At 35.6% G+C, this 25,893-nt stretch carries 30 protein-coding genes; 15 read left to right on the top strand and 15 right to left on the bottom strand.

Translation table 11 applies throughout. The annotated features are described in order from the left end of the window. Window positions 1-29 precede the first annotated feature (29 nt). Window positions 30-632 carry a riboflavin synthase gene (locus tag JCM15092_RS03555; protein WP_024993460.1) on the bottom strand — a complete coding sequence of 201 codons (603 nt, stop codon included), beginning with the start codon at window positions 630-632 and terminating at the stop codon, window positions 30-32. A 170-nt stretch (window positions 633-802) separates the two neighbouring features. On the opposite strand from JCM15092_RS03555, the gene JCM15092_RS03550 reads away from it, so the two are divergent. The 5 genes from JCM15092_RS03550 to JCM15092_RS03530 all read left to right on the top strand — a co-directional run bounded on the left by JCM15092_RS03550 (window position 803) and on the right by JCM15092_RS03530 (window position 5,023). Beyond that, window positions 803-1,666: an AraC family transcriptional regulator gene (locus JCM15092_RS03550; protein WP_024993459.1), complete on the top strand. Its 864-nt coding sequence runs from the start codon at window positions 803-805 to the stop codon at window positions 1,664-1,666. Window positions 1,667-1,738: 72 nt separating this feature from the next. Continuing rightward, window positions 1,739-2,158, top strand: a complete 420-nt coding sequence (locus JCM15092_RS03545) for a pyridoxamine 5'-phosphate oxidase family protein (RefSeq protein ID WP_024993458.1) — start codon at window positions 1,739-1,741, stop codon at window positions 2,156-2,158. Between the two features lie 10 nt (window positions 2,159-2,168). Further along, window positions 2,169-2,561 carry a YybH family protein gene (locus tag JCM15092_RS03540; protein ID WP_024993457.1) on the top strand — a complete coding sequence of 131 codons (393 nt, stop codon included), beginning with the start codon at window positions 2,169-2,171 and terminating at the stop codon, window positions 2,559-2,561. A 178-nt stretch (window positions 2,562-2,739) separates the two neighbouring features. After that, complete coding sequence (locus tag JCM15092_RS03535; RefSeq protein ID WP_024993456.1) at window positions 2,740-3,315, top strand: helix-turn-helix domain-containing protein; 576 nt, start codon at window positions 2,740-2,742, stop codon at window positions 3,313-3,315. A 55-nt stretch (window positions 3,316-3,370) separates the two neighbouring features. After that, window positions 3,371-5,023 carry an AMP-binding protein gene (locus JCM15092_RS03530; protein ID WP_024993455.1) on the top strand — a complete coding sequence of 551 codons (1,653 nt, stop codon included), beginning with the start codon at window positions 3,371-3,373 and terminating at the stop codon, window positions 5,021-5,023. An 84-nt stretch (window positions 5,024-5,107) separates the two neighbouring features. On the opposite strand, the gene JCM15092_RS03525 is transcribed toward JCM15092_RS03530, so the two are convergent. Continuing rightward, window positions 5,108-5,701 (bottom strand): outer membrane beta-barrel protein, encoded by a 594-nt coding sequence (locus JCM15092_RS03525; RefSeq protein WP_024993454.1) that lies wholly within the window; start codon window positions 5,699-5,701, stop codon window positions 5,108-5,110. 310 nt (window positions 5,702-6,011) lie between these two features. Between JCM15092_RS03525 and JCM15092_RS17185 the strand changes: the two genes are divergently transcribed. Then, window positions 6,012-6,185, top strand: coding sequence for a hypothetical protein (locus JCM15092_RS17185; protein ID WP_204367505.1), 174 nt, complete (start codon window positions 6,012-6,014; stop codon window positions 6,183-6,185). Further along, a complete protein-coding gene (locus tag JCM15092_RS03515; protein ID WP_024993453.1) occupies window positions 6,186-6,569 on the top strand; it encodes a VOC family protein in 384 nt (127 codons plus the stop codon). 292 nt (window positions 6,570-6,861) lie between these two features. On the opposite strand, the gene cydB is transcribed toward JCM15092_RS03515, so the two are convergent. The 3 genes from cydB to JCM15092_RS03500 are packed head-to-tail and all read right to left on the bottom strand — an operon-like array spanning window position 6,862 to window position 9,758. Continuing rightward, complete coding sequence (cydB, locus tag JCM15092_RS03510) at window positions 6,862-8,007, bottom strand: cytochrome d ubiquinol oxidase subunit II (protein ID WP_024993452.1); 1,146 nt, start codon at window positions 8,005-8,007, stop codon at window positions 6,862-6,864. Window positions 8,008-8,034: 27 nt separating this feature from the next. Further along, window positions 8,035-9,528 (bottom strand): cytochrome ubiquinol oxidase subunit I, encoded by a 1,494-nt coding sequence (locus tag JCM15092_RS03505; RefSeq protein ID WP_024993451.1) that lies wholly within the window; start codon window positions 9,526-9,528, stop codon window positions 8,035-8,037. 17 nt (window positions 9,529-9,545) lie between these two features. Further along, complete coding sequence (locus tag JCM15092_RS03500) at window positions 9,546-9,758, bottom strand: DUF4492 domain-containing protein (protein ID WP_024993450.1); 213 nt, start codon at window positions 9,756-9,758, stop codon at window positions 9,546-9,548. Between the two features lie 146 nt (window positions 9,759-9,904). Here JCM15092_RS03500 and JCM15092_RS03495 point away from each other — a divergent pair, with 146 nt between their 5' ends. From JCM15092_RS03495 to JCM15092_RS03465, 7 genes are all read left to right on the top strand, one after another. After that, window positions 9,905-11,260, top strand: a complete 1,356-nt coding sequence (locus JCM15092_RS03495) for a TolC family protein (RefSeq protein WP_024993449.1) — start codon at window positions 9,905-9,907, stop codon at window positions 11,258-11,260. Between the two features lie 29 nt (window positions 11,261-11,289). After that, entirely contained in the window at window positions 11,290-12,471 is a 1,182-nt protein-coding gene (locus JCM15092_RS03490) for an efflux RND transporter periplasmic adaptor subunit (RefSeq protein ID WP_024993448.1), read from the top strand. Between the two features lie 22 nt (window positions 12,472-12,493). Continuing rightward, window positions 12,494-13,237, top strand: a complete 744-nt coding sequence (locus tag JCM15092_RS03485) for an ABC transporter ATP-binding protein (protein WP_185091804.1) — start codon at window positions 12,494-12,496, stop codon at window positions 13,235-13,237. Between the two features lie 17 nt (window positions 13,238-13,254). Further along, the gene (locus tag JCM15092_RS03480) at window positions 13,255-14,475 is read left to right on the top strand and encodes an ABC transporter permease (protein ID WP_024993446.1); all 1,221 of its coding nucleotides are present in this window, start codon (window positions 13,255-13,257) and stop codon (window positions 14,473-14,475) included. 42 nt (window positions 14,476-14,517) lie between these two features. After that, entirely contained in the window at window positions 14,518-15,570 is a 1,053-nt protein-coding gene (locus JCM15092_RS14785; RefSeq protein WP_034541518.1) for a sensor histidine kinase, read from the top strand. Between the two features lie 2 nt (window positions 15,571-15,572). Next, a complete protein-coding gene (locus JCM15092_RS03470) occupies window positions 15,573-16,298 on the top strand; it encodes a LytR/AlgR family response regulator transcription factor (RefSeq protein WP_024993445.1) in 726 nt (241 codons plus the stop codon). A 321-nt stretch (window positions 16,299-16,619) separates the two neighbouring features. Further along, the gene (locus JCM15092_RS03465) at window positions 16,620-17,105 is read left to right on the top strand and encodes a PH domain-containing protein (protein WP_024993444.1); all 486 of its coding nucleotides are present in this window, start codon (window positions 16,620-16,622) and stop codon (window positions 17,103-17,105) included. Window positions 17,106-17,140: 35 nt separating this feature from the next. On the opposite strand, the gene JCM15092_RS17415 is transcribed toward JCM15092_RS03465, so the two are convergent. The 3 genes from JCM15092_RS17415 to JCM15092_RS03455 all read right to left on the bottom strand — a co-directional run bounded on the left by JCM15092_RS17415 (window position 17,141) and on the right by JCM15092_RS03455 (window position 19,111). Then, window positions 17,141-17,431, bottom strand: a complete 291-nt coding sequence (locus JCM15092_RS17415; RefSeq protein ID WP_051532474.1) for a DUF362 domain-containing protein — start codon at window positions 17,429-17,431, stop codon at window positions 17,141-17,143. Between the two features lie 77 nt (window positions 17,432-17,508). After that, on the bottom strand, window positions 17,509-17,976 hold the full coding sequence (locus JCM15092_RS17410; protein ID WP_051532473.1) for a flavodoxin family protein: 468 nt from the start codon (window positions 17,974-17,976) through the stop codon (window positions 17,509-17,511). Window positions 17,977-18,037: 61 nt separating this feature from the next. Then, entirely contained in the window at window positions 18,038-19,111 is a 1,074-nt protein-coding gene (locus JCM15092_RS03455) for an acyltransferase family protein (protein WP_084488437.1), read from the bottom strand. Window positions 19,112-19,299: 188 nt separating this feature from the next. On the opposite strand from JCM15092_RS03455, the gene JCM15092_RS03450 reads away from it, so the two are divergent. Next, a complete protein-coding gene (locus JCM15092_RS03450) occupies window positions 19,300-19,545 on the top strand; it encodes a hypothetical protein (protein ID WP_024993442.1) in 246 nt (81 codons plus the stop codon). Window positions 19,546-19,660: 115 nt separating this feature from the next. On the opposite strand, the gene JCM15092_RS03445 is transcribed toward JCM15092_RS03450, so the two are convergent. The 7 genes from JCM15092_RS03445 to gnd all read right to left on the bottom strand — a co-directional run bounded on the left by JCM15092_RS03445 (window position 19,661) and on the right by gnd (window position 25,871). Next, window positions 19,661-20,548, bottom strand: coding sequence for a hypothetical protein (locus JCM15092_RS03445; RefSeq protein WP_024993441.1), 888 nt, complete (start codon window positions 20,546-20,548; stop codon window positions 19,661-19,663). Window positions 20,549-20,555: 7 nt separating this feature from the next. Beyond that, window positions 20,556-20,999 (bottom strand): DUF6108 family protein, encoded by a 444-nt coding sequence (locus tag JCM15092_RS03440; RefSeq protein ID WP_034541511.1) that lies wholly within the window; start codon window positions 20,997-20,999, stop codon window positions 20,556-20,558. A gap of 5 nt (window positions 21,000-21,004) precedes the next feature. Next, complete coding sequence (locus JCM15092_RS03435) at window positions 21,005-21,514, bottom strand: hypothetical protein (protein WP_024993439.1); 510 nt, start codon at window positions 21,512-21,514, stop codon at window positions 21,005-21,007. After that, complete coding sequence (locus JCM15092_RS03430; protein WP_024993438.1) at window positions 21,498-22,013, bottom strand: GFO_1088 family ECF-type sigma factor; 516 nt, start codon at window positions 22,011-22,013, stop codon at window positions 21,498-21,500. Before JCM15092_RS03430 ends, JCM15092_RS03435 begins: the two co-directional genes overlap by 17 nt. A gap of 212 nt (window positions 22,014-22,225) precedes the next feature. After that, window positions 22,226-22,921: a 6-phosphogluconolactonase gene (gene pgl / locus JCM15092_RS03425; RefSeq protein ID WP_034541510.1), complete on the bottom strand. Its 696-nt coding sequence runs from the start codon at window positions 22,919-22,921 to the stop codon at window positions 22,226-22,228. After that, window positions 22,918-24,426, bottom strand: a complete 1,509-nt coding sequence (gene zwf, locus JCM15092_RS03420) for a glucose-6-phosphate dehydrogenase (RefSeq protein ID WP_024993436.1) — start codon at window positions 24,424-24,426, stop codon at window positions 22,918-22,920. The genes pgl and zwf overlap by 4 nt, the downstream gene beginning before the upstream one ends. 2 nt (window positions 24,427-24,428) lie before the next feature. Continuing rightward, on the bottom strand, window positions 24,429-25,871 hold the full coding sequence (gnd, locus tag JCM15092_RS03415) for a decarboxylating NADP(+)-dependent phosphogluconate dehydrogenase (RefSeq protein ID WP_024993435.1): 1,443 nt from the start codon (window positions 25,869-25,871) through the stop codon (window positions 24,429-24,431). Between the last annotated feature and the right edge of the window lie 22 nt (window positions 25,872-25,893).

The following is a 25,893-nucleotide window of genomic DNA, read 5'->3' as shown; positions in this document are numbered from 1 at the left end:
AGAGACCCTCAAGGGTCTCTTCACTTTTATTATGCGAATTTCATCATACGGCTAAGATACTTACCAATTATATCGAATTCCAGATTAACAATGCTTCCTATTTTAAATGTATGGAAGTTTGTATGTTCGTATGTATATGGAATTATAGCAACTTGAAATGTGTCATCAGCAGGATTACATACTGTAAGGCTCACTCCATTAACAGTTACAGAACCCTTATCTACAGTGATGTATCCTCTTTTTGCCATCTCTTTGTCGAACTTATATCTGAAGGTAAAGTACCAACTTCCTTGAGAATCTTCTATATTAATACATTCAGCAGTCTGGTCAACATGTCCCTGAACGATATGCCCGTCAAGACGACCATTCATCATCATGCTTCTCTCTACATTCACCTTATCACCAACAGCCAACAGACCTATATTAGAGCGTTCAATAGTCTCTTTCATAGCTGTGACAGTATAGGTAGCATCTTGTAAACTTACTACAGTAAGACATACTCCATTGTGTGCTACACTCTGATCAATTTTAAGTTCATCTACAAATGAACATCTTAATGTAAGATGAAGATTCTCTTGATCCTTCACAATTCTTACAACTTCTGCATACTCTTCTATTATACCTGAGAACATATTTATAAATTATTGTGTACATTAATAATTTTCAAGAAGATAATATAAGCATTTGCTCCTGCCCCATTATACTTCATTGGCAAAGATAAGAAATTAATAATGATATTTCATTCTATAATGCATATGATAAAAACCAATAAGCATTTATTATATTTGCAAAAAACATATTTATGGAATCCATACCTAAATATAATTTCTATAAAAATAAATATGGAGAAGAGCTACTAATTGATGTAGTATCTTTGGAAAGCATTAGTAAATATATATGTAATACTCCAATACATAAACTATCATACTATGATATTACATTAATAACAAGCGACAGTGGAAAGATTTCCATAAACAATCACTCCTACTCACTAACTAAGGGAGATGTAATTTTCTCAAAGCCAAATGATATACGTGCATGGGATGTAGAGAATTACCCTGAGGGTTTCGCTATAATTTTCGAGAAAGAGTTTCTTCATTCTTTTTTCAATGATTCATCATTTATTGAAAAACTATCCTTTTTCCAAATCAATAGCTTTACAAAGGTTATCAGCTTAGGAAAAATCTTTCCTAAGATAGAGCGACTTATAAATAATCTAATAGAAGAGATTAATGAAGAAATATCAAAAGACAGGCACATACTCAGAGCGTTACTATACGAGATGCTGATGTTGTTGAACCGAGAATATTCTAAAGAACATCAACCCACAGAAGATAATCATCACAAAAGATATATTGAAGATTTCATAGAACTTGTTGAAAAGAACTACAATCTTTATCATGATACCAAATTCTACTCTGATGCGCTATGCATAACGCCAAACTACTTAAATGAGATTGTAAAGAGAAGTCTGGAGATTAGCCCCAAATGCTTCATTAAGAATAAGATTATTGAAGAGGCTAAAAAGCTCCTGTCATATACAGATCTCTCTGTTTCTGAAATTTCATATAAATTGAATTACGATAATAGTTCATATTTCACAAGAGTATTCAGAAAAGAGACTAAACAGACTCCTTTAGAGTATAGAAATAGCATAATGCGTTGAAAAGTAGCATTTCTACATTGATTAATACTATACCCATACTATTGAACATAATTATATTTGTAGAAAAAAATTATGGAGAATATAATCAGTACAATTGAAAATATTGTAAAACAACAGAAGGTAGTATTTATTGGATCAGTTGATTCAGAGGGATTTCCAAACATGAAAGCAATGCTTATGGCTAGAAAAAGGGAAGGGTTGAGAACATTCTATCTGACAACAAATACATCTTCGATGAGAGTCTCACAATTCCAAAAGAACAACAAGTCATGCCTATACTTTTGCGATTGTGACAATTTCAAAGGGATAATGTTAAAAGGAGTCGTTGAAGTACTGACAGATGCAAAGCATAAGGAGATGATATGGCAAGATGGTGACACTGAGTACTATAAAGAGGGAGTGACAGACCCTGACTATTGTGTCTTGAAATTTACAGCTATTAGTGGACGATTTTATAGTTATTATGGCTCGGAGAACTTTATAATTGAATAAAAATGATACCATGGAGAAAAAAGAGATGTCCGAAACAATAATTGCATTAAGCAAAAATGCTATGGAAGCATGGTTGAAAGGCAATCCAACGCCTTATCTCAACCTATACTCTAATGATTTCACTTACTTCGATCCATCTACTGATTTCAGATTGGATGGATGGGAGAAGATTCAAGAATTATATGAATCTATGCGAGGTAAAGTTTATGTAGAGCGCTTTGATATAATCAATCCAAAGGTTCAGTTGAATGGTAACATGGCCGTGTTGAGCTTCAATCTTCATATGTTTGCAGGCGATATGGTATGGAAAGAAAACTGTACAGAGATTTACTACTTTACAGAAGAAAAAGAGTGGAAAATTATACATAGTCACTTTTCTCCAACAAAGCCATCACTGAAATAAGTTGATTTAAATCTACTTACAACTTGTTTAATAATAAAACATCCAGATAAAGTTCGTACAGAATTTATATGCTTTTAATATTTTAATAACATTTCGATCAATAATATTACAATTTAGCTTTTTATTTATTACCTTTGCTATTAAATTAACTACAAATTCGTATTATTTGATAGAAAAAATGGATAAATCGATTAATATTGGAAGCAAAATAAAGTCAGTACGAACTTTAAAGGAAATTACATTTGATGAACTAGTTGAACGTTCAGGTCTTGACAGAGAAGAGGTTAAAAGAATTGAAGAGAATGAGCAGATACCTTGTTTGTCTCCTCTTATCAAAATTGCCAGAGTCTTAGGAGTAAGACTTGGAACTTTCCTTGACGACCAACAGGAACTAGGTCCTATTGTCACAAGAGAGTGCGACTGTGACAACGAGATAAACTTCTCGAATGGAGCATCAGATGCAAAAAAACACATGTTATATCATTCTCTATCGAAATCAAAAGCCGGCCGACATATGGAATCTTTTATTATCGATATCGTGAAAGAAGATAAGCAATCATATTCTGTATCTTCACATGAAGGCGAAGAATTTATATATGTTGTTGAGGGTGAGATAGAAATTATACATGGCAAAAATAAATATCAGCTAAAGAAAGGTGATAGCATATACTACGACTCAATAGTTCCACATCATGTACATGGAAGCAATGGTAATGCTGCTAAAATACTTGCTGTAGTATATACTCCGGCTTAAAGTATTATCTGGATGACATTGTATAATGATGAACCTTGAAAATATAATCAATAAGATGGAATTATCAAACAGAACTCTTGGAGATTGGCTTGAGTATTGGGCTAAGACAACTCCGGACAAAGAGTATATAGTATATTCAGATCGTGACCTGCGATTTACATGGAAAGAGTTTAATCAAAGAGTTGACAACGTAGCAAAAGGCCTATTGGCAATCGGAGTTGAAAGAGGCAAACATGTCGGACTTTGGGCACCAAACGTTCCTGACTGGTTGACATTCCTCTACGCTTGCGCTAAGATAGGTGCTGTATGTGTTACTGTAAATACAAGCTACAAACAGGCCGAATTGGAATATCTTTGCAAGAATTCCGATATGCACACACTTTGTATAGTTAATGGTGACCGTGGTAGCGACAATTACATTGAGATGGTTTACTCAATGTTGCCTGAACTTCGTACTTCACAGAGAGGATACCTTAAGAGTAAGAACTTCCCTGAGATGAAGAATGTCATCTTTATTGGACAGGAGAAATATAGAGGAATGTACAATACTTCCGAGATTCTCATGCTTGGAGATAACTACGATGATGAAAAGCTTAATGAAGTTAAGAAACAGGTATCATGCCATGACACTGTAAATATGCAGTATACATCTGGAACAACAGGCTTCCCTAAAGGTGTTATGCTTTCTCATCATAATATAGCAAATAATGGTTTCCTCACTGGTGAGCATATGAAATTCACCAACAACGATAAGTTATGCTGCTGTGTCCCCCTATTCCACTGCTTCGGTGTGGTATTGGCAACAATGAACTGTCTTACCCATGGATCTACTCAGGTTATGGTGGAGAAGTTCGACCCTTTGGTAGTACTTGCATCAGTTCATAGAGAGAAATGTACAGCTTTATATGGCGTTCCTACAATGTTCATAGCTGAGCTTAATCACCCTATGTTCAATATGTTCGACATGTCTTCGTTAAGAACAGGTATCATGGCAGGATCTCTTTGCCCTGTTGAACTTATGAAGAGAGTTCAGAATGAAATGTTTATGAGGGTTACAAGTGTCTATGGACTTACAGAGACATCTCCAGGTATGACTCAATCAAGAATTGACGACGATTTTGATGTTCGCTGCAATACTGTTGGTAGTGACTTTGAATTCACAGAAGTAAAAGTCATCGATCCAGAGACAGGAGAAGAGTGTCCGGTTGGTGTTCAGGGAGAGATGTGTAATCGCGGTTATAACAATATGAAAGGCTATTACAATAACCCTGAAGCTACTGCTGAAGCTATTGATAAAGATGGATTCGTTCACTCAGGTGACTTAGGAATAAAAGACAAAGATGGTAATTACCGAATCACAGGACGAATAAAAGATATGATTATACGTGGTGGAGAAAATATCTACCCACGTGAAATTGAAGAGTTTCTATATCAGATTAAAGAGATTAAGGATGTACAGGTAGCCGGTATCCCATCAAAGAAATATGGAGAACAGGTTGGAGCATTTATAATTGCTCACGAAGGAGTAGAATTAACCGATATGGACATACGCGAGTTCTGTAAAGGTAAAATCGCTCACTATAAAATCCCAAAATATATATTCTTTATAAAGGAATTCCCTATGACAGGAAGCGGGAAAATACAGAAATTCAAACTCAAAGACTTAGGAGTTGAATTATGTGCTCAACAGGGAATTGAGATTGTATAACTATTATGAATTTGACAAAATAATCAAGCAAAGCTTTTTATCTCATCCTTGATACTTTTAATGTATCAAGGATGTTTTTTATTTTTATAGTTTATACCCTATTGTGAAACCATAATTCAGACTACGCAACCCAGGCTGATTATTACCATTCCAACCCTCTGCTCTCCATAAATGGCCGAGAACTCCTGCAGAAGCTTCTGCTCCGATAAAGAGTGATCCAATATGATAACGTAATTCTGATTGAACGCCTGCATCACTTGACTCAAGATATTCCTGTGGAAGCTTGCCCTGCTTATCTGCAAAACGATAGCTGAAATATGGTCCTACATTGAGTGATAGAGATGGAGTGACATGAAATACTGCAGAAAGAGGTATCTCGAGATAATAGAGATTCAAATTCTCTTTATTTTCCATAATCTGAGAGTTGAAAAGAGATATGCTCCTTGTTCCCTTATGAGTAAACATCAAAGCTGGTTCAATACCGAAATGTTTATTTATCTGAAATTCATAACCACCACCAAATTTGAATGAAAACTCAGGTTTAGAATTAATATCAGTATGGTCTTCGATCATATCTGAACAGCCAAGACCAAGTTTTAGAAAAAGGCCTTTACTGTTCTGTGCACTACCAGAAATGCCAATAATCAATAATAGTGCCAATAATAATTTTTTCTTCATATCCTTAGATTATTTATAAAGGCTGCAAAAATAGCAAATAATCTAATTGTATATATTATAAATCAAATATTTTTACCACTGTTGGCACAGACTTTTGAATATCTGCTTGGTGATACACCAATTCGGAGTTTTCCCTAGTGGCAACTATCCTGCATACACAGTCATAGGTGGATGGTGAATCACTCCCGACCAGTTATATGTTGTGTTAATTCGTCTTCTTTTCCCATTTTTCTGTGGACTTCTTATCTATAGAGTAGGAAAACTTATCAATGTAAAACGTGGATTTTAGTGTTCATTTATTATTTTTGTGATGTTAACATGGGCTGCAAAACATAGGGATAAGCCAATGGGGCAACACATTATGGTTGCAATATCTATATTAATTATTGCAATGTGCATAGCATATGCTGCTCTTAAGTTATATGATGAGCTTATACACGAATGGCTTAATCAAAATGTACTTATTGGTAAAAAAAATAGATAAATGAAGATAGATCACATAGCAATATATACTCATGAACTTGAAAACATGAAAGATTTCTTTGTTAAATATTTCAACGGAACTGCCGGGGATAAATATCACAATACAAAGAGTGGATTCATGAGTTATTTCATATCTTTTGAAGATAACACGAGAATTGAAATAATGACAAGGCCTGAATTAAATTTATCCGATAAAGAGAAAATAGGTGTAGGATATCATCACCTCCCTTTCAGCTTAGGTGGCAGAAAGAAAGTTGACAAACTTACCAGTGAACTATCGAAAGACGGATACAATGTAATTTCCGGGCCTAGGACTACCGGTGACGGATATTATGAGAGTCAAATTTCAATAATAGAAGGTAACATAATAGAGATTACTGAATAACTATATATTTACTACAAAATCTTTAGTCCTTGTTGCAAGTGATTGTAGCAAGGACTTTTTTATACTCTTGAAATTGTATATGAGAGGTATAGACATAAAAAAAGGGTCAACGCTTTGACCCAACCTTTGTTAACCTTAAATCTAATACTATGAAAAACACAATGCAAATATACGGGCATTTTGATATCTGCAATAGATGACATCAAAAAAGTGCAAAAAGTAAACTATGTTTAACAATTTCCTGTTAACCGTTTACCTTTGTTTGCATAAACAGTTAACAGAATAACTGTTTTTAATAAGTATGTTCCTCCTCATCTAGCTCCTTCGAAGAGATCTGCTTTCTATCCATTGCCCTCCATGCAAAGAATATATATATCAGGACAACAGGAATAAACAGAGACACATAAAACATTGTACGTAAAGTAAACTCACTTGAGCAACTGTTAGCCAATGTAAGCGAACTCTGAATATCTATTGATGAAGGATAATATGATGTATTATTAAATCCAACAGAAACTAATAGTGCAAGTACAGTCAGTACAGTCCCAATACCTGAGAACCATATACCATCTTTAGCGCTTTTAACGAATGCTCCTCTGAAAATACCATAAAGTACAGCCAGAACTCCAACAATAAAGATTAAAGACAGAAGTGGCATATCTATTATATTCTGTATATATTTATATGGCTCCATATATATTTCACCTGAATATGGGTTCACAGCAAATCCACTTGCAAGGAATATTTTAGCGATAAAAGCTAGAAAGAATATAAGGAAAGCTACTGCATCTTTCTTAATCTGTTTCCTACAAGCCAATTCCAATTTATCATTATTAATATTATTAATGAGATAGAGTGATCCGAGCCCTCTTGACAGGAATAATACCGCTAGTCCTAGTACAACGTTCCATGGATTGAATAGTGCATCAATGCCATGCCAGTTGTTTGCCCATCCACTAATAATAGGCATTATATCATTTCCAATATTCGATTTATCCACAAAGAATGCAGAGCCATTGAAGAATGTTGCAACAGCACATCCTAGTAGGAAGGGTGAGATCATACCATTTATAACGATGAAAACCTGATAGGTCTTTTTGCCTAAAAAGTTACCCAGCTTAGACTGAAACTCATACGAAACAGCCTGAAGAACAAAGGTAAATAGTATTATCATCCAAAGCCAATATGCTCCTCCGAAGCTTGTTGAATAAAATAGTGGAAAAGATGCAAAGAAGGCTCCTCCAAATGTTACAAGTGTAGTAAATGTGAACTCCCATTTACGACCGGTGGAATTAATCAGCAGAGTGCGTGATGATTCATCATGAGTAAGGGTAAACAGCAATGAGTTTGCACCTTGTACAAAGAGTAGAAACACCAACAAAGCACCCAACAATGATATAAGAAACCACCAATAGTGTTGTAAAAATATATAATCCATAATCAATATTTTTAGTTATGTAATCAATTAATGCTCAGGACCTTTCTTTATTGCCTTAACCAATATACCTATCTCAGCAATAAGTAAGATAGCGAATATAATTAAGAATATATAGAATGTAATTTGTACAGAGCTTGTCTGAAGTCTCGAAACAGAAGCACCTACAGGAAGCAAGTCCTGTATTGCCCATGGCTGTCTTCCCACTTCAGCAACCACCCATCCTGCTTGGCTCGCGATATAGCCAAGAGGTATGCTCCACAATCCAATTATCTGAAGCCATTTGCGCTTTGTAAATGTATCCTTATAAAGATACCATAGAACTACAATGAAAAAGAGTATGAAATAGGCTCCAAGATAAACCATTACCCTGAATGACCAGAAAACAATATCTATAGGTGGAACAAGATCAGCTTCATTCTTTATGAAACCATAACCGAAATATTTCACATTGTTCTCGAGTACCTTCTCATATTTTTCTGCCACAGCTTTGTCACCAGCCTTATTTGCAATTCTAAATGTATCGAGAGCAGCTATTGCAATCTTCCCTTTTTCTATCTTCTCTTTTGCAGAAAGAGCCTTCTCTCCTTTTGGTGTCGTATAGTCACCACGCAATATATTATTTATTCCAGGTACATATCCGTTGAAATCATGTGTTGCAAGAAAAGAGAGCACCTTTGGTACCTTCAGATCACCTACTATTGTGAAAGGCACTCCGGTACCACCTTCATATAGTCCTTCAGCAGCAGCAAGTTTCATTGGCTGGCTCTTTGCAATTTGAACACCCGAACTATCTCCGGAGACAGCAGTGATAAGAGAAGCAACTAGTCCAAAAATGGCAGCGACACGTATACTTGCTTTTGCAAAGTCTACATTCCTTTTTTTTAGCAGATACCAGCAGCTTATTCCAACAACAAACAGAGCACCTACTATCCATGAGCTTAGAACAGTGTGCATAAACTTTGTAACAGCAACAGGAGATAAAGCAACCTCAAGAAAGCTGTCCATTTCATTCCTTACAGTCTCAGGATTAAACTTCATACCAACAGGGTACTGCATCCATGCATTTGCAACCAATATCCACCATGCAGAGAATGTTGCTCCAAATCCGGTGAGCCATGTAGATGCCAAATGCCATCTTTTACTCACCTTGTTCCATCCAAAGAACATTATAGCAATAAATGTTGCCTCCATAAAAAAGGCAAAAATTCCCTCTATTGCCAGTGGTGCACCAAAAATATCACCAACAAACCAGGAGTAGTTACTCCAGTTAGTACCGAACTCAAACTCAAGAATAAGACCTGTGGCTACTCCTATGGCAAAGTTAATACCGAAGAGCTTCATCCAAAACTTTACAGTAGTTTTCCAAAACTCTTTTCCTGTATATACATATAGTGATTCCATGATTCCTATAACCATGGCCAAACCAAGTGTTAGTGGAACAAATAGCCAATGGTACATTGCAGTCATTGCAAATTGGGCCCTAGACCAATCGATAAGTGAAGCCTCTATTGTTTCAATCATAACTATTATATAAAAGATTATTCTGAACGATATATTAATTCATTTCCAACAGCTTCCTGTTTCTCCTCAGGAGTCTTATCTTGAAGATAGGGCTTGAAGAAAAACAATTTTAAAATAAAAAAAAGAACAAAGAGTTTGATAATAATTATAACCCACAATACTCTACCCCAAGTCATACTTTTAAAACCGGAATAGTAGAAAGTGAATATATTCTTTATTATTCTGTTCATACAAACAATTTTATGATAAAGTATAAAAATAGCATTTATCGGTAAAAAACAAGACTCTATCTATAAATATAACACGTGAATCTATAAATTTTGTTGCTAAAATGTTGCTGTTATACCTTTGAAACTGAAAATTAAAAGAATTAATAATGAAAAAAGCAGTAACATACCTTGTATTTGCCCTATTGGCAACAACTTCTCTTCAAGCACAAGAGAACAAGAAATGGACCCTGAAAGAGTGTATTGATTATGCACTTGAAAAAAACATTCAGCTGCAACAGGACAAGATTTCACTACAAGAGAGTGAAGTTGATGTAAAAAGTGCGAAGGCAGCTCTGTTTCCAAACCTCTCATTCAGCACCTCACAATCTATTGTCAACAGACCATATAGTGAGAATAGCAATATGATTAGCGGAAGTGAAGTTATAAGCAGTAACAAAAAGACAACTTATAATGGCAATTACTCTCTTAGTTCAAGACTAACTGTCTGGAATGGCAATAAAAACTTAAACAACATCAAGCAGCAGAAAATAAACAGTAAAATTGCAGGTCTTACTGTTGCTCAGACTGAGAACTCACTAAAGGAGCAGATAACTCAGCTCTTCATTCAGATTCTTTATGCCAATGAATCAGTCACAATAAACAAAAGCACTGTTGAGTTAAGCAAAGCACAGTACGAAAGAGGAAAACAACTTTATGGTGCAGGAAGTATTTCACAAGCAGATCTTGCACAACTCTCAGCTCAGGTAAGCAGTGATGAGTATCAAGTCATTTCAGCACAGTCATCACTCGACAACTACAAACTACAGCTTAAACAGTTACTTGAGATAGACAACTCAGAAGAGATGGTACTTTCACTTCCTCAACTTGATGACGTCGGAGTTATTACTCCTTTGCCTGATAAACAAGAGATTTACAACATTGCTCTTTCAAGTCGTCCGGAGATAGAGAGTGGAAAACTGAGTGTAGAAAATTCTGATTTAAGTGTTTCAATAGCAAAAGCAGGATATTATCCTACATTAAGCCTAAGTGCTTCGTCAGCTACAAATAATGTAAGTACAAACGACAAGAGTTTCGGTAGCCAGATAAAATACGGGTTAAACAATCAGATTGGTCTTACCTTAAGTATACCAATCTTCAACAACAGAGAGACCAAAAGTTCTGTAGAAAAAGCTAAGATGCAGAAAGATTATTATGAATTGGAACTTTTAAACAAACAAAAGGGTCTTTATAAAGAGATTGAGAGTATGTGGCTTGATGCTAAGAATGCACAACAACAGTTCGAGGCTGCCAAATCAAAGTTAGAGAGTACACAGATAAGTTTCAATATGGTGAACGAGCAGTTCAACTTAGGTATGAAAAATATTGTTGAACTTCTTACCGTAAAGAATAATCTGCTAAGTGCTAGTCAGGAGAAGATACAGGCTAAGTATATGGCAATACTCAACAGATCATTGTTGGAGTTCTATGCAGGACAAGACCCTGTTAATTCAATAGATAAATAGTCAGTTAGACAAATAAATAAGAATTATATATGAAAACAAAAAAGACATTAATTATTGCTTGCTCTATTTTAGCATGTGCCGCAATAGGTTACTTCATGTTCTCAGGCAAAAGTACAAAGGGCAAGCTTACTGTAGAGATGACAAAGGTCGAGAAAGGAAATCTTGATTATTCAATTACAGCTACCGGTACTGTAGAACCAGTAACAAAGGTCGAAGTAGGTACTCAGGTTTCAGGTATAATAGACAAACTATATGTTGACTATAACTCAACCGTTAAAAAAGGAGAGGTTATTGCTGAGATGGATAGAGTAACTCTGATGAGTGATCTTAAATCAAGACAGGCATCTTTCGATGGCAACAAATCTGAGTTCGACTATCAAAAAAAGAACTATCAACGTAATAAGGCACTTCATGATAAAGGACTTATAAGCGATACTGACTACGAACAATCTTTGTACAATTATCAGAAGGCAACAAGTTCATACGAAAGTAGCAAAGCCGATCTTGCAAAGGCTCAAAGGAATCTTGCATATACAACAATCACTTCCCCTATTGATGGTGTTGTTATAAACCGTGCTGTTGAAGAAGGACAGACTGTTGCAGCAGGCTTCTCAACCCCTACTCTGTTTACTATAGCTGCCGACCTTACAAAGATGCAGGTTGTGGCAAATGTTGATGAGGCAGACATAGGTGGTGTTAAAGTTGGACAAAGAGTTTCATTCACTGTAGATGCATATCCAGATGATACATTTAATGGAAAAGTTACTCAGGTACGTCTTGAAGCTGCAACAACAAGTAATGTGGTAACCTATGAAGTAGTTATTTCCGCTGATAATCCTGATTTGAAACTTAAGCCTGGACTAACAGCTAATGTAAACATCTACACTATAGATTTAAATGATGTCTCATTTGTAGCATCAAAGGCTTTGCGTTTCACTCCAAGCAAAATGTTATTAGGTGAGAATGTTACAATTAAAGATTGCAATTCAAAACAGAAGGTTTGGACTAAAAATGGAGATGTGTACACTGCAATACCTGTTACAACCGGAATATCAAATGGAATAAATACTCAGATTATCAGTGGTGTAGAATTTGGAACAGAAGTAGTGCTTGATATATCATCACAACAAATGATGACAAATATGCCTACTCAGGACACGAATAAAGAGAGCAGCCCATTTATGCCAAGTCGTCCGGGAGCAAAGAAATAGAATTAATTTAATCTATTAAATTATGAAATCAGTAATAGAATTACATGATATATGTCGCAATTTTGTCGTTGGCGATGAGACGGTACATGCATTAAGAAATGTCTCTTTCAGTATCGCACAAGGGGAATTTGTAACTATCATGGGTACATCAGGTTCTGGAAAGTCAACCTTACTAAATACCTTGGGATGTCTTGATACTCCTACTAGCGGAGAATATTATCTGGATGGTGTCTCGGTAAGAAGTATGAGCAAAAACGAAAGAGCTGTACTGAGAAATAGAAAAATAGGATTCGTCTTTCAGAGTTACAACCTTTTGGCAAAGACTACTGCCATAGAGAATGTAGAACTTCCGTTAATGTATAACGCATCTATATCTTCATCCGAAAGAAAAAGTAGAGCTATCTCATCATTAAATGATGTGGGACTAGGTGACAGACTTATGCATAAATCAAATCAGATGTCAGGTGGTCAGATGCAAAGAGTAGCCATTGCCAGAGCATTGGTCAACAATCCTGCAGTTATTCTTGCTGACGAGGCTACCGGAAATCTGGATACACGAACCTCATACGAGATCTTGGTCCTCTTTCAGAAACTACATAAACAGGGACGTAGTATAATCTTTGTTACACATAATCCCGAAATAGCTCGTTATAGTAGTAGGAATATTATTTTACGAGATGGAAGAGTAAAAGAGGATGTAATAAATCCTACTATTTTAAGTGCGCAGGCAGCACTAGATGCTTTACCATTGCCTGCAGATTTATAATATCAAAATAGAGAATAATGAACGGAACAAACCTGCTTAAAATAGCATTAAGGGCTTTGAGCAACAATAAGCTCAGAGCATTCCTTACAATGTTGGGCATTATTATTGGCGTAGCATCTGTAATAACCATGCTAGCTATTGGACAAGGCTCAAAGAAAAGTATTCAGGAACAGATTGCCGAGATGGGTTCAAACATGATAATGATAAGTCCCGGAGCTGATATGCGTGGCGGTGTACGTCAAGATGCAAGTGCCATGCAGACACTAAAAATGGAAGATTTCCAAACTTTACAGAGCGAGGCTAAGTTGATCAGTGCAATAAGCCCTTCAGTAAACAGTGGCGGACAGCTAATTTATGGAGCGAATAATACTCCTTCAACAGTTTATGGAGTCAACAGTGACTACATGAAAATACGTCAGCTTTCTATAAAAGATGGAGATATTTTCACTGATCAGGATATAAAATCCAGTGCTAAGGTCTGTATTATAGGAAAGACTGTTGCCGATAATCTATTTCCTGACGGTAGCAATCCTATAGGAAAAGTCATACGATTCAACTCTATACCTTTCCGTGTCATAGGTCTTCTAAACTCTAAAGGATACAATAGTATGGGTATGGACCAAGATGACATTGTACTAGCTCCTTACACTACTGTTATGAAGAGAATACTTGCTGTTACTTATCTGCAAGGAATCAATGCATCAGCACTTACAGAAGATATGACCGAAAAAGCGGTAGATGAAATTACTACCATACTGCGCAAAAATCATAAACTAAAAGATAGCGATGATGACGACTTCAATATCCGAAGTCAGCAGGAGCTCAGTTCAATGCTCAACTCAACAACTGATCTTATGACCACTCTTCTGGCATGTATTGCAGGTATCTCACTTGTAGTTGGTGGAATTGGTATTATGAATATCATGTATGTCTCCGTTACAGAACGTACCCGTGAGATTGGTCTTCGAATGAGTGTTGGAGCCAGAGGTGTTGATATTCTTTCTCAGTTTCTTATAGAAGCAATATTGATAAGTATTACCGGAGGAATAATAGGTGTATTAATTGGTATAGGAGCAAGCTTTGCTGTTAAGTTCCTAGCACACTGGCCCATATTTATTCAGCCATGGAGTGTACTTCTGAGTTTCTTGGTATGTACAATAACAGGTATATTCTTTGGATGGTATCCTGCAAAGAAAGCAGCTGATCTTGATCCGATTGAGGCTATACGTTATGAATAATTGTATATATTTGCGTAAATATACCATTAATTGCGTATGACAATGAAGAACTTAAACAATAAAAGGGAGCCACTGGAACTTACAATACACATTGTAAGTTGGCTACTGATATTCCTGTTCCCTCTTGTCTTTTTCGACAGGAACATAAATAACATAAACTGGCAACAATATATAAATCATTCTGTTGTGCCAATTGCCCTGTTCGTGGTATTCTACATGAACTACCTTTGGTTGGTTCCTAAGTATCTGTTCAAAAACAATGTAAAAGGTTATATTATCAGCAATGTAATAGTTATTGGTACTGTATATCTAATTCTGCATCTATGGCTTGAGAGTGTCTCGGTACCTCTCCCGCCAAGAGCACGCAGATATATGCCGCCAATATGGATATTCTATTTACGCGACATTATACTTCTGATATTCTCAGCGGGGCTTGGAGCAGCAATAAAAACAAGCCTTCGCTGGCGTCAGGCAGAGAAGAGACTGGTAGAGTCAGAGCGAGAGAAGAGTGAAATGGAACTGATGAATCTTAAGAACCAGCTAAACCCTCATTTTCTTCTCAACACTCTGAACAATATATATGCTCTAATAGCATTCAATAGTGATAAAGCTCAAGAAGCAGTGCAAGAATTAAGTAAACTCTTAAGACATGTTCTTTACGATAACCAAACAACATTTGTTCCCTTGGAAAAAGAGGTTGAGTTTCTAAGCAATTACATTGCTCTTATGAAGATAAGACTTCCCAAGAATGTAACAGTTGATGTCAACTTTGAAGATGTAAATAGAAAAGATATTCTTATAGCTCCGCTAATATTTATTTCACTTATCGAGAATGCATTTAAGCATGGTATAAGTCCTGTTGAAGACAGTTCTATTAATATTTCTGTAAGTACGTCTATCACTGGTGAAGTGGTATGCGATATCCAAAACAGTAACCATCCTAAAAATGAACATGATAAGAGCGGAAGTGGAATCGGTCTTGAACAGGTTCGAAAGCGTCTTGAACTGCTCTATCCTGGGAAATACATATGGAATAATGGAGTTGTTGAAGATGGTAAAACGTACAAATCTACATTAGTAATTAAAACAGAATAACTATGACACTAAACTGCGTTATAATAGATGATGAACCTTTAGCGTTGGAACTTCTGAAAAGTTATGTAGAAAAGACTCCATTTCTAAAACTTGTCGGTGAGTATTCCAGTGCTGTAGCTGCAATGAAAAATATATCTTCTATTGATTCTATAGATATCATGTTTCTTGATATTCAGATGCCTGAAATTAATGGACTTGAGTTTTCAACAATGGTCAATCCTGAGACTCGCATTATTTTCACTACTGCTTTTGGACAATATGCAATAGATAGCTATAAAGTAAATGCTTTGGACTATCTATTAAAGCCAATCAGTTATACTGATTTTATACAATCAGTAAACAAAGCTGTAAATTGGTTTGAGATGAAGAATCGTTCTTTAGAAGAGAAATCCGGAACTGTTGATAATGATTTTATATTCGTAAAAAGCGATTATAAACTATTGCAAATTCCTATAGATAAAATCTTATATATCGAAGGTTTAAAAGACTATATCAAAATACATTTGGAAGGTGAAACAAGAGCAATATTATCTCTTGTTAGTATTAAGAATATGGAGGAGAAATTGCCTTCAGATAAATTCATTAGAGTACACCGTTCCTACATTGTACAAAAGCAGAAAATAAAAGTAATAGATAGAGGAAGAATTGTTTTTGGCAAAGATTACATTCCTGTTTCTGAAAGTTATAAGAAAGATTTTTTACTATACTTAAATCAACATTCAGTATAGTATAAGTCCCTATTTATCGATTTTTAAGATATAAGAATTTTCTTTTTATTTGTCATTTATAAAAATAATATTACTTTTGTATATAAATAATGGAGTTGTGAAACTTCTGTAACAGTTTAGTTTTTGTGTTGTAGTGTCCCACTTTAGTGAAAGTAAGGGGCACTCAATTTTTTATATACCCTCTGATTAATAGTTACAGCTTTTGCAAATATAATTTCCTAAAAAAATATATATGCTAACAGCTATATTTTACCTAAATATTTGCTATGTATCATTTTTCATAATAATATTGTGGTAAATATATTAATCAATCATCTCATAATGAATAGAAAAGATAATTATTACATGACCTATCGTTTCAGACCTGACCCTTTTACATTGATATTTACTATTGCAATACTATTAATTCTAGTTACTGTATCAGTAGTTTCAACTATCAATACAAGTACAATTACTTATACAATAATAGTAATAGGTTTGATATTCCTACTTGCTGCCTATACATTATCGCAATCATTCTTGTCAATATCTATAGGCAAAGGATTTGTCAGAATAAATAAGATATATGGATCGGTAGTAATCAATAATATAGAAGATATAACTATTATCAGTAAGAAAGAGCTAAGAAATAGCATCCGCAAGTTTGGTAATGGTGGACTATTTGGATATTGGGGACACTACTACTCCACAAAAATCGGCAATTTTAGAGTTTGGGCTATAAACCTCAATAGTCTCGTTCTCATTACCACAAAGGATGGAAAGAAATATGTAACAAATTACCCATACGAAATGATAGGTAAGTTGTAACATCAACAAAATTAGTGATGCAACAGAATTCTATTTTATAGAATTACTGTTGCATTTTTTCTTATGCCAAAATATTTGCTCAGATAATGTGAATATGGAGTATCTATACTTCTTGCATTTTCAGGACAAAGTTTAATACATGCACAACACTTTATACACTTTGAATAATCTGTATTAAGTTCATCTCCCTCAACAATTGCCTCAATCGGGCAGTTGTTCGCGCATATGCCGCAGTGTGTACACAAATTTTCATCGGTAGCTGGTCCTAGCGGAAATGGAATACCATCAATCTTTGCCTGTTTTATCTCAGAAAAGAATGAATTCATCTCATCTTGTGACTGTTCAGGAAGTGCTATATCTTCTGCTTTGACAGCACAAATAGAATCTTGATCCTTAGCATATGCTATTTTCTTGATATATCTTCACCAAATGTCTGAGCAAATGCGATATCTCTTTCATCAGGTCGCCCGGCGGCAATAGGATATTTAGAATTGCTATATGAATGTTCTCCTACAAAACCGGCAGCGGCTATCACCTTACATCCTCTTTCTGAAACAAAGGAGTCAAGCTGCGTTAACGCATTTTCAAAAGCTCTGTTGCCATATAAGACCACAGTTACTGCTAAAGCGCCATCAGATTTTAGTTCTGAGAGTCGTTGCATAGCTAATGGCGCTATAGATCCACCATATACCGGAAGAGAAAATATAACTAAAGTTTCTTTTAAAATATCTATAGATGGAACATCATTATATAGTGTGAGATCCATAATATCTATCTCTTCATTTCCCAATCCTCTTGCAATAGCCTCTCCTATCTTATAAGAAGTGCGAGTTGGTGAAAATGTAACCAAAAGAGTCTTTTTTAATTTCATACTGTCCGTATTATTATCAAATTATATCATAAAGATATGCTTTTTGACGGTTACGGACAACTTAAACATTTATTTTAAAGATGCCGAGAAATCTTTTGAATAGATAACCTGCTATAAAACAGAGAGGTATACCTATACACAATAATATCACAAATCTTAGTAGTGGTGCTACTGGTATCATCTCTACCAAAAAGGTACAGCCAACAAGCACTACAGGATGTATAATATAGAATGAATACGACTGCTTTGAAAGCCAATCCACAAGTACATATTTACGATTAAAATAGCGCTGAGTAAATGCCAACAAGAAATAACAGACAGCTACACACATAGCGGGTTCCCAGAAAGCATATGCTCTAGCAAATTTGTTAATGCCTCCGCTTATCAAACTCCCATTAGGACAATCTTTAAGGGATAATAGAAACAGGGGCATGATAATGAATATTATTGCTAACAACCATTTATATCCATCTTTCAATTTAATCTGATCAAGCCAATTGTTTCGGTAAGCAATAATTCCCAAAAAATACATACCAATATAAAGAGGGAAATATCCCAAATTCAACCCAATGAAATTATAATCGGTTGGAAAAAATAGACGTGCTACAAATGCCCATAAGCCCATAAAGATGATAAAGAAGAGAGTTTGAGTAATGTTTGGAAGAGACCAAGGTATATAAATCCTTTTATCTATTATTCTGTAGGCTACATAAGCCAATTCAAATAATATAAGAGTAAGCACAAACCACATTGGGCCAAATCCTACCTCATATTTTGAGTCGTATATCCAATAATTCAACAGAGGATTTATAATGAAAAAAAAGATTAGCAAAGGGATAACAAGTCGCTTTATCCTATCATTAATAAACTTTTTTGTGCCTTTTCTGTCATACGATGCAGGCATAAGGAATGCAGATATGAAGAAGAAAAGACTCATGAAATATGATTGATCTATTCCCATATTTATAGAGAGTAATCCTTCAACATTGCTACTTACCAACTCTTTCGCCTTATAGTACCACCCTCCGGATGCTCCGAAAGAGATTGCCGAATGATGATAGAAAACCAAAATGGTAAGGTAAACCCTTAATAGATCTATATAGTATAGATGTTTTTTTGATGAATTTAGTGTCATAACCAGTATTATTTTGCTGTAAAAGTATGAAACGGCATATTATGCCACAAAAGATTGTGATGTACTGCCTAGTTTTTGTGACGAATAACATAAGTCACTGTCAAAAACTAAACTAAGAGAGTTATAATAAACATTACATTAAATTCTTTGTTTATTAATAAGATGGAGTAACTAAAAAAAATAAAGCTATGGAAAAAGAGAATGTACCTAATGACGACAGTCTTATTCAGGAAGATCTCAAAGCCAAAAAACTGGATTCTAAAGAAGATTGTTCAGATAAAAATGAAACTTCACCAGAATCAAAGAAGGGCATAGATTTGAATAAGAGCAGAAAAGGGCATGTAGTAGATCTTAACGCAAAGATTAGAAGAACTGAAGAGAAACTTGAAGAGTTAAACAAATCTATTGCCGATAAAGGAATCTTCGATCATTAAAGTTCGTTGTAACTGATTGAATCTATATTGCCATATACCGGAGCTGCCTGTTACTTTATTACAAGCAACTCCTGTTATGACAAAGCAAAAAAACAATTATATTGAAACTCTATTTTTAATAAAAGAATGTTAGACCGGCTGACATAGATTTGAATTTAGGAGCATAATCTGTATCAAGAACGTTGGTTGGTGAATACTTAAAGTATAATCCCACAGACTTGAATCTCAGGTTTGCCATCAGGTCAACAGTAATAGGAGACTGATGAACATTATTATCTGTATCTTTCACCTTCTCTCCATCAATTTTATATCGTGTCTTTAAACTTGCATGAGTATTAAAATTGATAACAGGGCCAAGACTTAAATATACCTTATCGTAAATATGCTGTGTATAGGTCAAAGGAACAGTAAGGCTGAATACCTTAATTCTTGAGAACTGAACATCTGCATTTTCTGGATATGCCCCTATCGCAATATTATTATTGTCTTTGAAGAACATATTCTTTGATGTCATTCTATAATTCCTCCAGTCAAAACCAAATCCTATTGACAAAGAGCTACCATTTCTCCAAGGATTGTACTCCCAAGAGATCAGATGATCAATCATAAACTCATACGATGCTGCCATGTCTACATCCACACCCGGGGCAGCACTTACTGCATTAACCAATCCTACGCCAAAATTGCCCAATGATGGTGAATCATAATGACATCTATGATTTCTATCTTTCTTGTTTTTCAAAAATGGTACTTTAAAATTCCAATCGTCGAAACTCTCTTCAGATGAGAAGAAAGCATCCTCAGAAGATCTCATCTCGGTCTTGTAGTAATAATCAGTATTGCCATTGTTACCTTTAACCTCAATAGATAACTTTGAATTATCTTGGTTAACAGTTACTTGCTCAGGCTTATTGATAACTATTGTTGTATCGTTATTCTCGTTGTATCCTCTGGCAAATGTAATTACAGGAAATGCAATTAATAATAGTAGTATCTTTTTCATAACTATCTTATTTAAATAAATTTTTTAATTCTTTTAATGTGGTGTTTCCTTCCATATATACTATAGTAACCTCAGGCTCCTGATTCTTTCTCAGGAAGTTGTTTCTAAAGAATATATAGCGATGTTTTCCCTTTGCAGGTTGCAGTTGGTAGAAACCAAAGTATAAGTTTCCTCCTATACGTCCCGTCTCCTTATCTACTGCATCCTTTGCATCAGCCGTAACCAATTTCTCTATTACCTTGGCCTCATCAGGACTATATTTCACAGTGAGACTTCTGAACAAAGAGAGATCATAATCTTTAAGTTCCTTACCCTTAACAAGTACCTCTATAGCATTACGATTATTTCTGTAACGATTGCCAAAGAGTTGGTTTATTCCAAGCCCCTCCTGAGCACTAATCCCCATGGTCAGAGATACAAGCAACATCAATAATATTATCCGTTTAATCATATATTTTACTCGTTCTTGTCATAATCATTATCATTACTTATGGTAGAGAAGATATCATTTAACTGATTGTCTACCGTACCTTTACACTCTTCATAATCAATAGAATGAAGAGATTGCCTTACGTGAGACATGACCAACTGTGGGTCAGTACATTTCTCACCACCTATATACGCTACACATACATTTTGCTGGTTGTCGACAATTTTCCAGCCGGCAGTGCCAATGATGCATCCAATGACAGCTGCTGCAATCCATCTGTAGGGACGAATAGAGAGTATTTTCTTACTGCTCTTTTCAATCTTCTTTTCATATATTTTCTTACCGACAGCAACAAATCCCATCACTGCCTTTATCTCATTATATCTTTTATCCTCTGCCTGAGGAGTTGCTAGAAAGCGCAGAAGCAGCTTCTCCTCCTTATCAGTTGTTTCTCCATCAAAATATTTCTCTATAATACAATCAATCTCTTCCTGAGAAAGACCATATGTTATGTTTTTATCAATATTCAGTATCATAGCTATTTTGATTTTTATAACATTCTCTAATTGTTTTCCTTGCTCGCGAGAGTTGCATTCTTACAGCAGTTGGTTGCATATCCAACTCCTTTGAAATATTATCAACGCTCATATCCTCAAACTCCTTTTTATAAAAAATATCTCTTTGCAGTGGCGAAAGCTCTTTGTCTATGATGCTCTTAACTTGTCTGAACCTCTCTTCCCTCTCTATAATCTCATCTGCTGCTTCAGTTATCTCTGCATCTCTCCACTCCTCTATTTCCACTGTGTCTATATGCTTTTTCCGTAATGCATCTATACAAAGATTTTTCACTGTCGTAACTGTAAGAGCTTCTGCCTCTTCCTTTGTATTAATCTCATCTCTTCGTGGCCATAGTCTGCAAAAGGCATCCTGAATTGCATCATTAGCATCGTCTTCATTGGGAAGAAAATGCGAAGCCAGTCGCAAGAATCCTCTTCTCAACTCAGTAAATGTAAAAATCAGTGTCTGTTCACTCATGCTCGGATAACCTTTATCTTTTATAACTATAAACGTGACTATTCTAAAAACGTAACATAAAAGTAGAACTTTTTTTTACAAAAGATTTATATTATTGTTTTTACTGATAAAATCATACGATTTTAATATGGCAAAAAAAGACCGTAACATAGCTATAGATGTATTAAAAGCTATGTTACGGTAAAGAAATCAATTATCTCTGTTATGTCAATCTATTTGAATGATGCAAATAGTTGCGCATTTTTTGCCTTATTCCATACATATGCAGCAGGATAGCTGTTAAAGTTCTCTTTTTTAAGTATTTTATGCGTTATATCATGCTTTTTCTTACCAATGACAAAGAAAATTGTATTAAGAGCATTAATCATCAATCTTCCTGTCATACCAACCCTTAAGCTGTTATCGTATGGATTTTTCATCACATCATACAAATTCTCAGAGGATAGCAGGCTCATTTTATTTGGAAATACAGAAGAGGTATGTCCGTCATCTCCTATACCAAGAAGTACAAAATCGAATTGAGGTATGCCATCCACACTTTTAACATTTTCTTTTACTAATGATGAGTAGTTTTTAGCACTATCTTCAGGATTATCCTCTCCCAATATCCTATGATAATACTCACACTTTATATCAACCTTTTTGAGTAACAGATCATAGGCCAGTTTAAAATTACTGGTTGTACTTGTAGGAGGCACACATCTCTCATCTACCCAGAAAAAACGTATTCTATTCCAATCTGTATATACATTATAACTTCTCTCCCACTCCTCAAAAAGCATTGCAGGAGAGTTACCTCCTGAAAGAGCTATATTAAAGATTCTGTTACTCTGATCCATACTTCCCAATATGGTAGTAATGACACTTTGTGCTGCCTCTTTTGGTGAAAGGAAATAGTTTTCTGTCATAATTCACAATATAAGTTACTGTTCGTTAAGTTCTTACAAGGATTAGTCCATTCAGCACCAACCTTGGCTATCAATTCATCAGCCTCCTTAGGTCCCCAAGTACCGGCTGGATATCCATATAGGTGAGTATCAGGATGTTTGTCCCAATATTCAAGTATCTTATCAAACATCTCCCAACTCTGTTCCACTGCATCCTGACGGGTAAAGAGAGTAGGATCGCCTGCAATACTGTCTTCTATAAGGCGTACATATGCATCTCCTGTATTATACCTGCTCTTTTCGTAGCTGAATTCCATCTCCATATTACCCAGAAAGAAACCCGATCCCGGGCTCTTCATTGCTACGCGTTGTACTATACCTTCATTTGGCTGTATACGCAAAATCAGTTTCTCACCCGATCTATGCTCATCTCTGAGCTTGAACATCTTTAATGGAGCAGGTTTAAAGTGTACAACTATCTCTGTGACTTTAGTAGGCATATTCTTTCCTGTACGGATAAAGAATGGCACACCTTCCCACCTCCAGTTGTCGATATATAGACACATAGCAATATATGTATCTGTACGGGAGTCTGCTCCAATTCCCTTTTCCTGACGATAACCTTTACTTGTCTCGCTCTCAGTATATTGTCCTCTAATTATATTATCTTTTATGTATGATTCCGAAAAATCTGAAATAGACTGATACACTTTTATAACCTCATTTCTGAAACTGTCTTTGTCGAAACGAGCAGGAGGTTCCATGGCAGTCAGGGCAAGTAGTTGCATTAGATGGTTCTGTACCATATCACGCAGAGCTCCGGCATGGTCATAATAGCCACCACGATTCTCTATACCCATATTCTCAACAGCAGTTATCTCTACATAATCTATATAGTTTCTGTTCCATATAGGCTCGTATATCGTGCTGCCGAAACGAGTAACCATTATATTCTGTACAGTCTCCTTACCCAAGAAATGGTCAATTCTGTATATATCCTCCTCCTTGAAATATTTAGAATAGATTGAGTTCAGTTTCTTTGCAGACTTCAAATCATATCCGAAAGGTTTCTCTACAATGATTCTCTTAAGACCTTTCTTCTTCAATATTCCACTTTTACTCAAGCACTCAGGAATAATCTCATATAGAGAAGGTGGAGTGGCAAGATAGAATAGCAAATTGCCAGAGTTATCGTACTCTGTCGATAGGCTTTCAATCTTTGCATCAAGCATCAGATAGCTGCTACATTCAGCAGGATCAATAGTCTGATAATAGACTATTTTCAAAAAATCTTCTATGCACCCCCTCTCCTCTTCCGACAAAGAAGGCGAAGTCTGTAGATATTGACGCAAATATCCCCTATACGATTCGTCATCATAAACACTTCGTGCGGTGCCTATTATAGCAAAATTCTCGGGAGACCTCTTTTGAAAAAAGATCTTAACCAATGATGGCATAAGTTTTCTCCTTGTCAAATCACCCGAAGCACCGAAAATAACTAGAAAAAGCGATTTAGGCATGTTCATAATTACGAATCATTTTCTGTGTCTAACCAATTTTCATGAAAGAATTCACCTCTAGGACAATCTACCCTCTCGAAACTGTGAGCTCCGAAATAGTCTCTCATAGCCTGAATCATATTGGCATTCGAGTTTTTCGTAACAAGGCCGAGGAAATAGTTCAATGATGCTGACATCACAGGAACCGGGAATCCCTCCTTCAACATATAAGAGACACCTTTCTTCCACTGTGGAAGAGCACTCTTTATTGCCCTATTAAAATCATCATCAAGCAGAAGATTCTGAATAAATGGTGATTCCTTGTAAACACTTGCTATTTCATTAAGGAATGATGAACGAATGATACATCCTGCTCGCCAAATTAGAGCAATTGATGAGTAGTCAAGATTCCATCTATGCTCCTCACTAGCCACGTGCATCAATGAAAAGCCCTGCGCATAACCTACAAGTCTTGCAGCATAAAGACTACTCTCGAGTATTGATATCAAATCTTTTCCATCGTATACAGGAGTATGTTCGTTTAAGTTATAGTGGTTATGCATAACGCTTCTCAACTCCTTATTTGAAGCAAGATTTCTTGCAAATACAGCCGAAGTTATTATATCGAGTGGCGTATCCATCTCAAGTGCATTTGTTGCACTCCATTTTCCAGTGCCTTTCTGGCCTGAAGTATCCAGAATAAGGTCAAGCACATAATGACCTGAATAGTCTTTATGTCTAAGTATCTTTGTTGTTATCTCCAGCAGATAACTCTTTAGCCTGCCACTGTTCCATTCCTGGAAAATCTCAGCTATCTGCCCATTGTCATAATCAAGAAGATGCTTTATTGCATAATAGACTTCTGCAATCAACTGCATATCTCCATATTCAATACCATTGTGTACCATCTTTACGTAATGGCCGGCACCTCCCGGGCCAACCCAATCACAACAAGGAGTTCCATCCTCTGCCTTAGCAGCGATGCTTTTAAGAATAGGTTTAATAACAGGCCATGCTTTATAGTCTCCTCCAGGCATTATAGATGCTCCATTCAAAGCTCCTTCCTCACCTCCGGAAACACCACATCCTACAAAGGATATATTATGTTCAGCAAGATCCCTAACACGTCTTTCAGTATCCTTGAAATAAGAGTTTCCTCCATCGATTATAATATCACCTTTTTCTAGCAAAGGCAATAGGTTATCGATAATTTCATCAACAGGATCGCCTGCTTTGACCATAAGAAATATTACCCTTGGTGTTTTTAGTTGGCTCATCAAAGAGTCAAGTTCACCAAAGCCTAAAATGCCTGTTCCTTTTGCTTTATTTGTAATAAACTCAGCAAGTCTATCAAAAGGTTCGAATGTATGTCTATTCCAAACACCAACCTTCCAACCATTGCGGTCCATATTTAGAGCCAAATTCTGACCCATGACACCTAGTCCTAAAAGTGCAATATCCAATTTTTCCATAGTTGTGCTATTTTAAATGATA

Origin of the sequence: Phocaeicola paurosaccharolyticus JCM 15092 (genome assembly GCF_000613805.1) — a bacterium.
In the GTDB taxonomy this organism is placed as follows: Bacteria; Bacteroidota; Bacteroidia; order Bacteroidales; family Bacteroidaceae; genus Phocaeicola; species Phocaeicola paurosaccharolyticus.
Note: the sequence above shows the minus strand (reverse complement) of the source record. Positions and strands in the feature narration are given on the sequence as shown.

What these genes read in the sequence shown, in the direction of transcription:
- JCM15092_RS03450 (WP_024993442.1), top strand. Translation starts at nt 19,300, where the DNA reads ATGGAAAAAGAGAATGTACCTAATGACGACAGTCTTATTCAGGAAGAT.
- JCM15092_RS03430 (WP_024993438.1), bottom strand. Translation starts at nt 22,013, where the DNA reads ATGAGTGAACAGACACTGATTTTTACATTTACTGAGTTGAGAAGAGGA.
- JCM15092_RS03455 (WP_084488437.1), bottom strand. Translation starts at nt 19,111, where the DNA reads ATGACACTAAATTCATCAAAAAAACATCTATACTATATAGATCTATTA.
- JCM15092_RS03555 (WP_024993460.1), bottom strand. Translation starts at nt 632, where the DNA reads ATGTTCTCAGGTATAATAGAAGAGTATGCAGAAGTTGTAAGAATTGTG.
- JCM15092_RS17410 (WP_051532473.1), bottom strand. Translation starts at nt 17,976, where the DNA reads ATGAAATTAAAAAAGACTCTTTTGGTTACATTTTCACCAACTCGCACT.
- JCM15092_RS03485 (WP_185091804.1), top strand. Translation starts at nt 12,494, where the DNA reads ATGAAATCAGTAATAGAATTACATGATATATGTCGCAATTTTGTCGTT.
- zwf (WP_024993436.1), bottom strand. Translation starts at nt 24,426, where the DNA reads ATGAACATGCCTAAATCGCTTTTTCTAGTTATTTTCGGTGCTTCGGGT.
- JCM15092_RS03525 (WP_024993454.1), bottom strand. Translation starts at nt 5,701, where the DNA reads ATGAAGAAAAAATTATTATTGGCACTATTATTGATTATTGGCATTTCT.
- JCM15092_RS03465 (WP_024993444.1), top strand. Translation starts at nt 16,620, where the DNA reads ATGAATAGAAAAGATAATTATTACATGACCTATCGTTTCAGACCTGAC.
- JCM15092_RS14785 (WP_034541518.1), top strand. Translation starts at nt 14,518, where the DNA reads ATGAAGAACTTAAACAATAAAAGGGAGCCACTGGAACTTACAATACAC.
- cydB (WP_024993452.1), bottom strand. Translation starts at nt 8,007, where the DNA reads ATGGATTATATATTTTTACAACACTATTGGTGGTTTCTTATATCATTG.
- JCM15092_RS17415 (WP_051532474.1), bottom strand. Translation starts at nt 17,431, where the DNA reads ATGAATTCATTCTTTTCTGAGATAAAACAGGCAAAGATTGATGGTATT.
- JCM15092_RS03515 (WP_024993453.1), top strand. Translation starts at nt 6,186, where the DNA reads ATGAAGATAGATCACATAGCAATATATACTCATGAACTTGAAAACATG.
- JCM15092_RS03440 (WP_034541511.1), bottom strand. Translation starts at nt 20,999, where the DNA reads ATGATTAAACGGATAATATTATTGATGTTGCTTGTATCTCTGACCATG.
- JCM15092_RS17185 (WP_204367505.1), top strand. Translation starts at nt 6,012, where the DNA reads ATGTTAACATGGGCTGCAAAACATAGGGATAAGCCAATGGGGCAACAC.
- JCM15092_RS03445 (WP_024993441.1), bottom strand. Translation starts at nt 20,548, where the DNA reads ATGAAAAAGATACTACTATTATTAATTGCATTTCCTGTAATTACATTT.
- JCM15092_RS03490 (WP_024993448.1), top strand. Translation starts at nt 11,290, where the DNA reads ATGAAAACAAAAAAGACATTAATTATTGCTTGCTCTATTTTAGCATGT.
- JCM15092_RS03550 (WP_024993459.1), top strand. Translation starts at nt 803, where the DNA reads ATGGAATCCATACCTAAATATAATTTCTATAAAAATAAATATGGAGAA.
- gnd (WP_024993435.1), bottom strand. Translation starts at nt 25,871, where the DNA reads ATGGAAAAATTGGATATTGCACTTTTAGGACTAGGTGTCATGGGTCAG.
- JCM15092_RS03500 (WP_024993450.1), bottom strand. Translation starts at nt 9,758, where the DNA reads ATGAACAGAATAATAAAGAATATATTCACTTTCTACTATTCCGGTTTT.
- JCM15092_RS03545 (WP_024993458.1), top strand. Translation starts at nt 1,739, where the DNA reads ATGGAGAATATAATCAGTACAATTGAAAATATTGTAAAACAACAGAAG.
- JCM15092_RS03480 (WP_024993446.1), top strand. Translation starts at nt 13,255, where the DNA reads ATGAACGGAACAAACCTGCTTAAAATAGCATTAAGGGCTTTGAGCAAC.
- pgl (WP_034541510.1), bottom strand. Translation starts at nt 22,921, where the DNA reads ATGACAGAAAACTATTTCCTTTCACCAAAAGAGGCAGCACAAAGTGTC.
- JCM15092_RS03505 (WP_024993451.1), bottom strand. Translation starts at nt 9,528, where the DNA reads ATGATTGAAACAATAGAGGCTTCACTTATCGATTGGTCTAGGGCCCAA.
- JCM15092_RS03435 (WP_024993439.1), bottom strand. Translation starts at nt 21,514, where the DNA reads ATGATACTGAATATTGATAAAAACATAACATATGGTCTTTCTCAGGAA.
- JCM15092_RS03495 (WP_024993449.1), top strand. Translation starts at nt 9,905, where the DNA reads ATGAAAAAAGCAGTAACATACCTTGTATTTGCCCTATTGGCAACAACT.
- JCM15092_RS03530 (WP_024993455.1), top strand. Translation starts at nt 3,371, where the DNA reads ATGGAATTATCAAACAGAACTCTTGGAGATTGGCTTGAGTATTGGGCT.
- JCM15092_RS03540 (WP_024993457.1), top strand. Translation starts at nt 2,169, where the DNA reads ATGGAGAAAAAAGAGATGTCCGAAACAATAATTGCATTAAGCAAAAAT.
- JCM15092_RS03535 (WP_024993456.1), top strand. Translation starts at nt 2,740, where the DNA reads ATGGATAAATCGATTAATATTGGAAGCAAAATAAAGTCAGTACGAACT.
- JCM15092_RS03470 (WP_024993445.1), top strand. Translation starts at nt 15,573, where the DNA reads ATGACACTAAACTGCGTTATAATAGATGATGAACCTTTAGCGTTGGAA.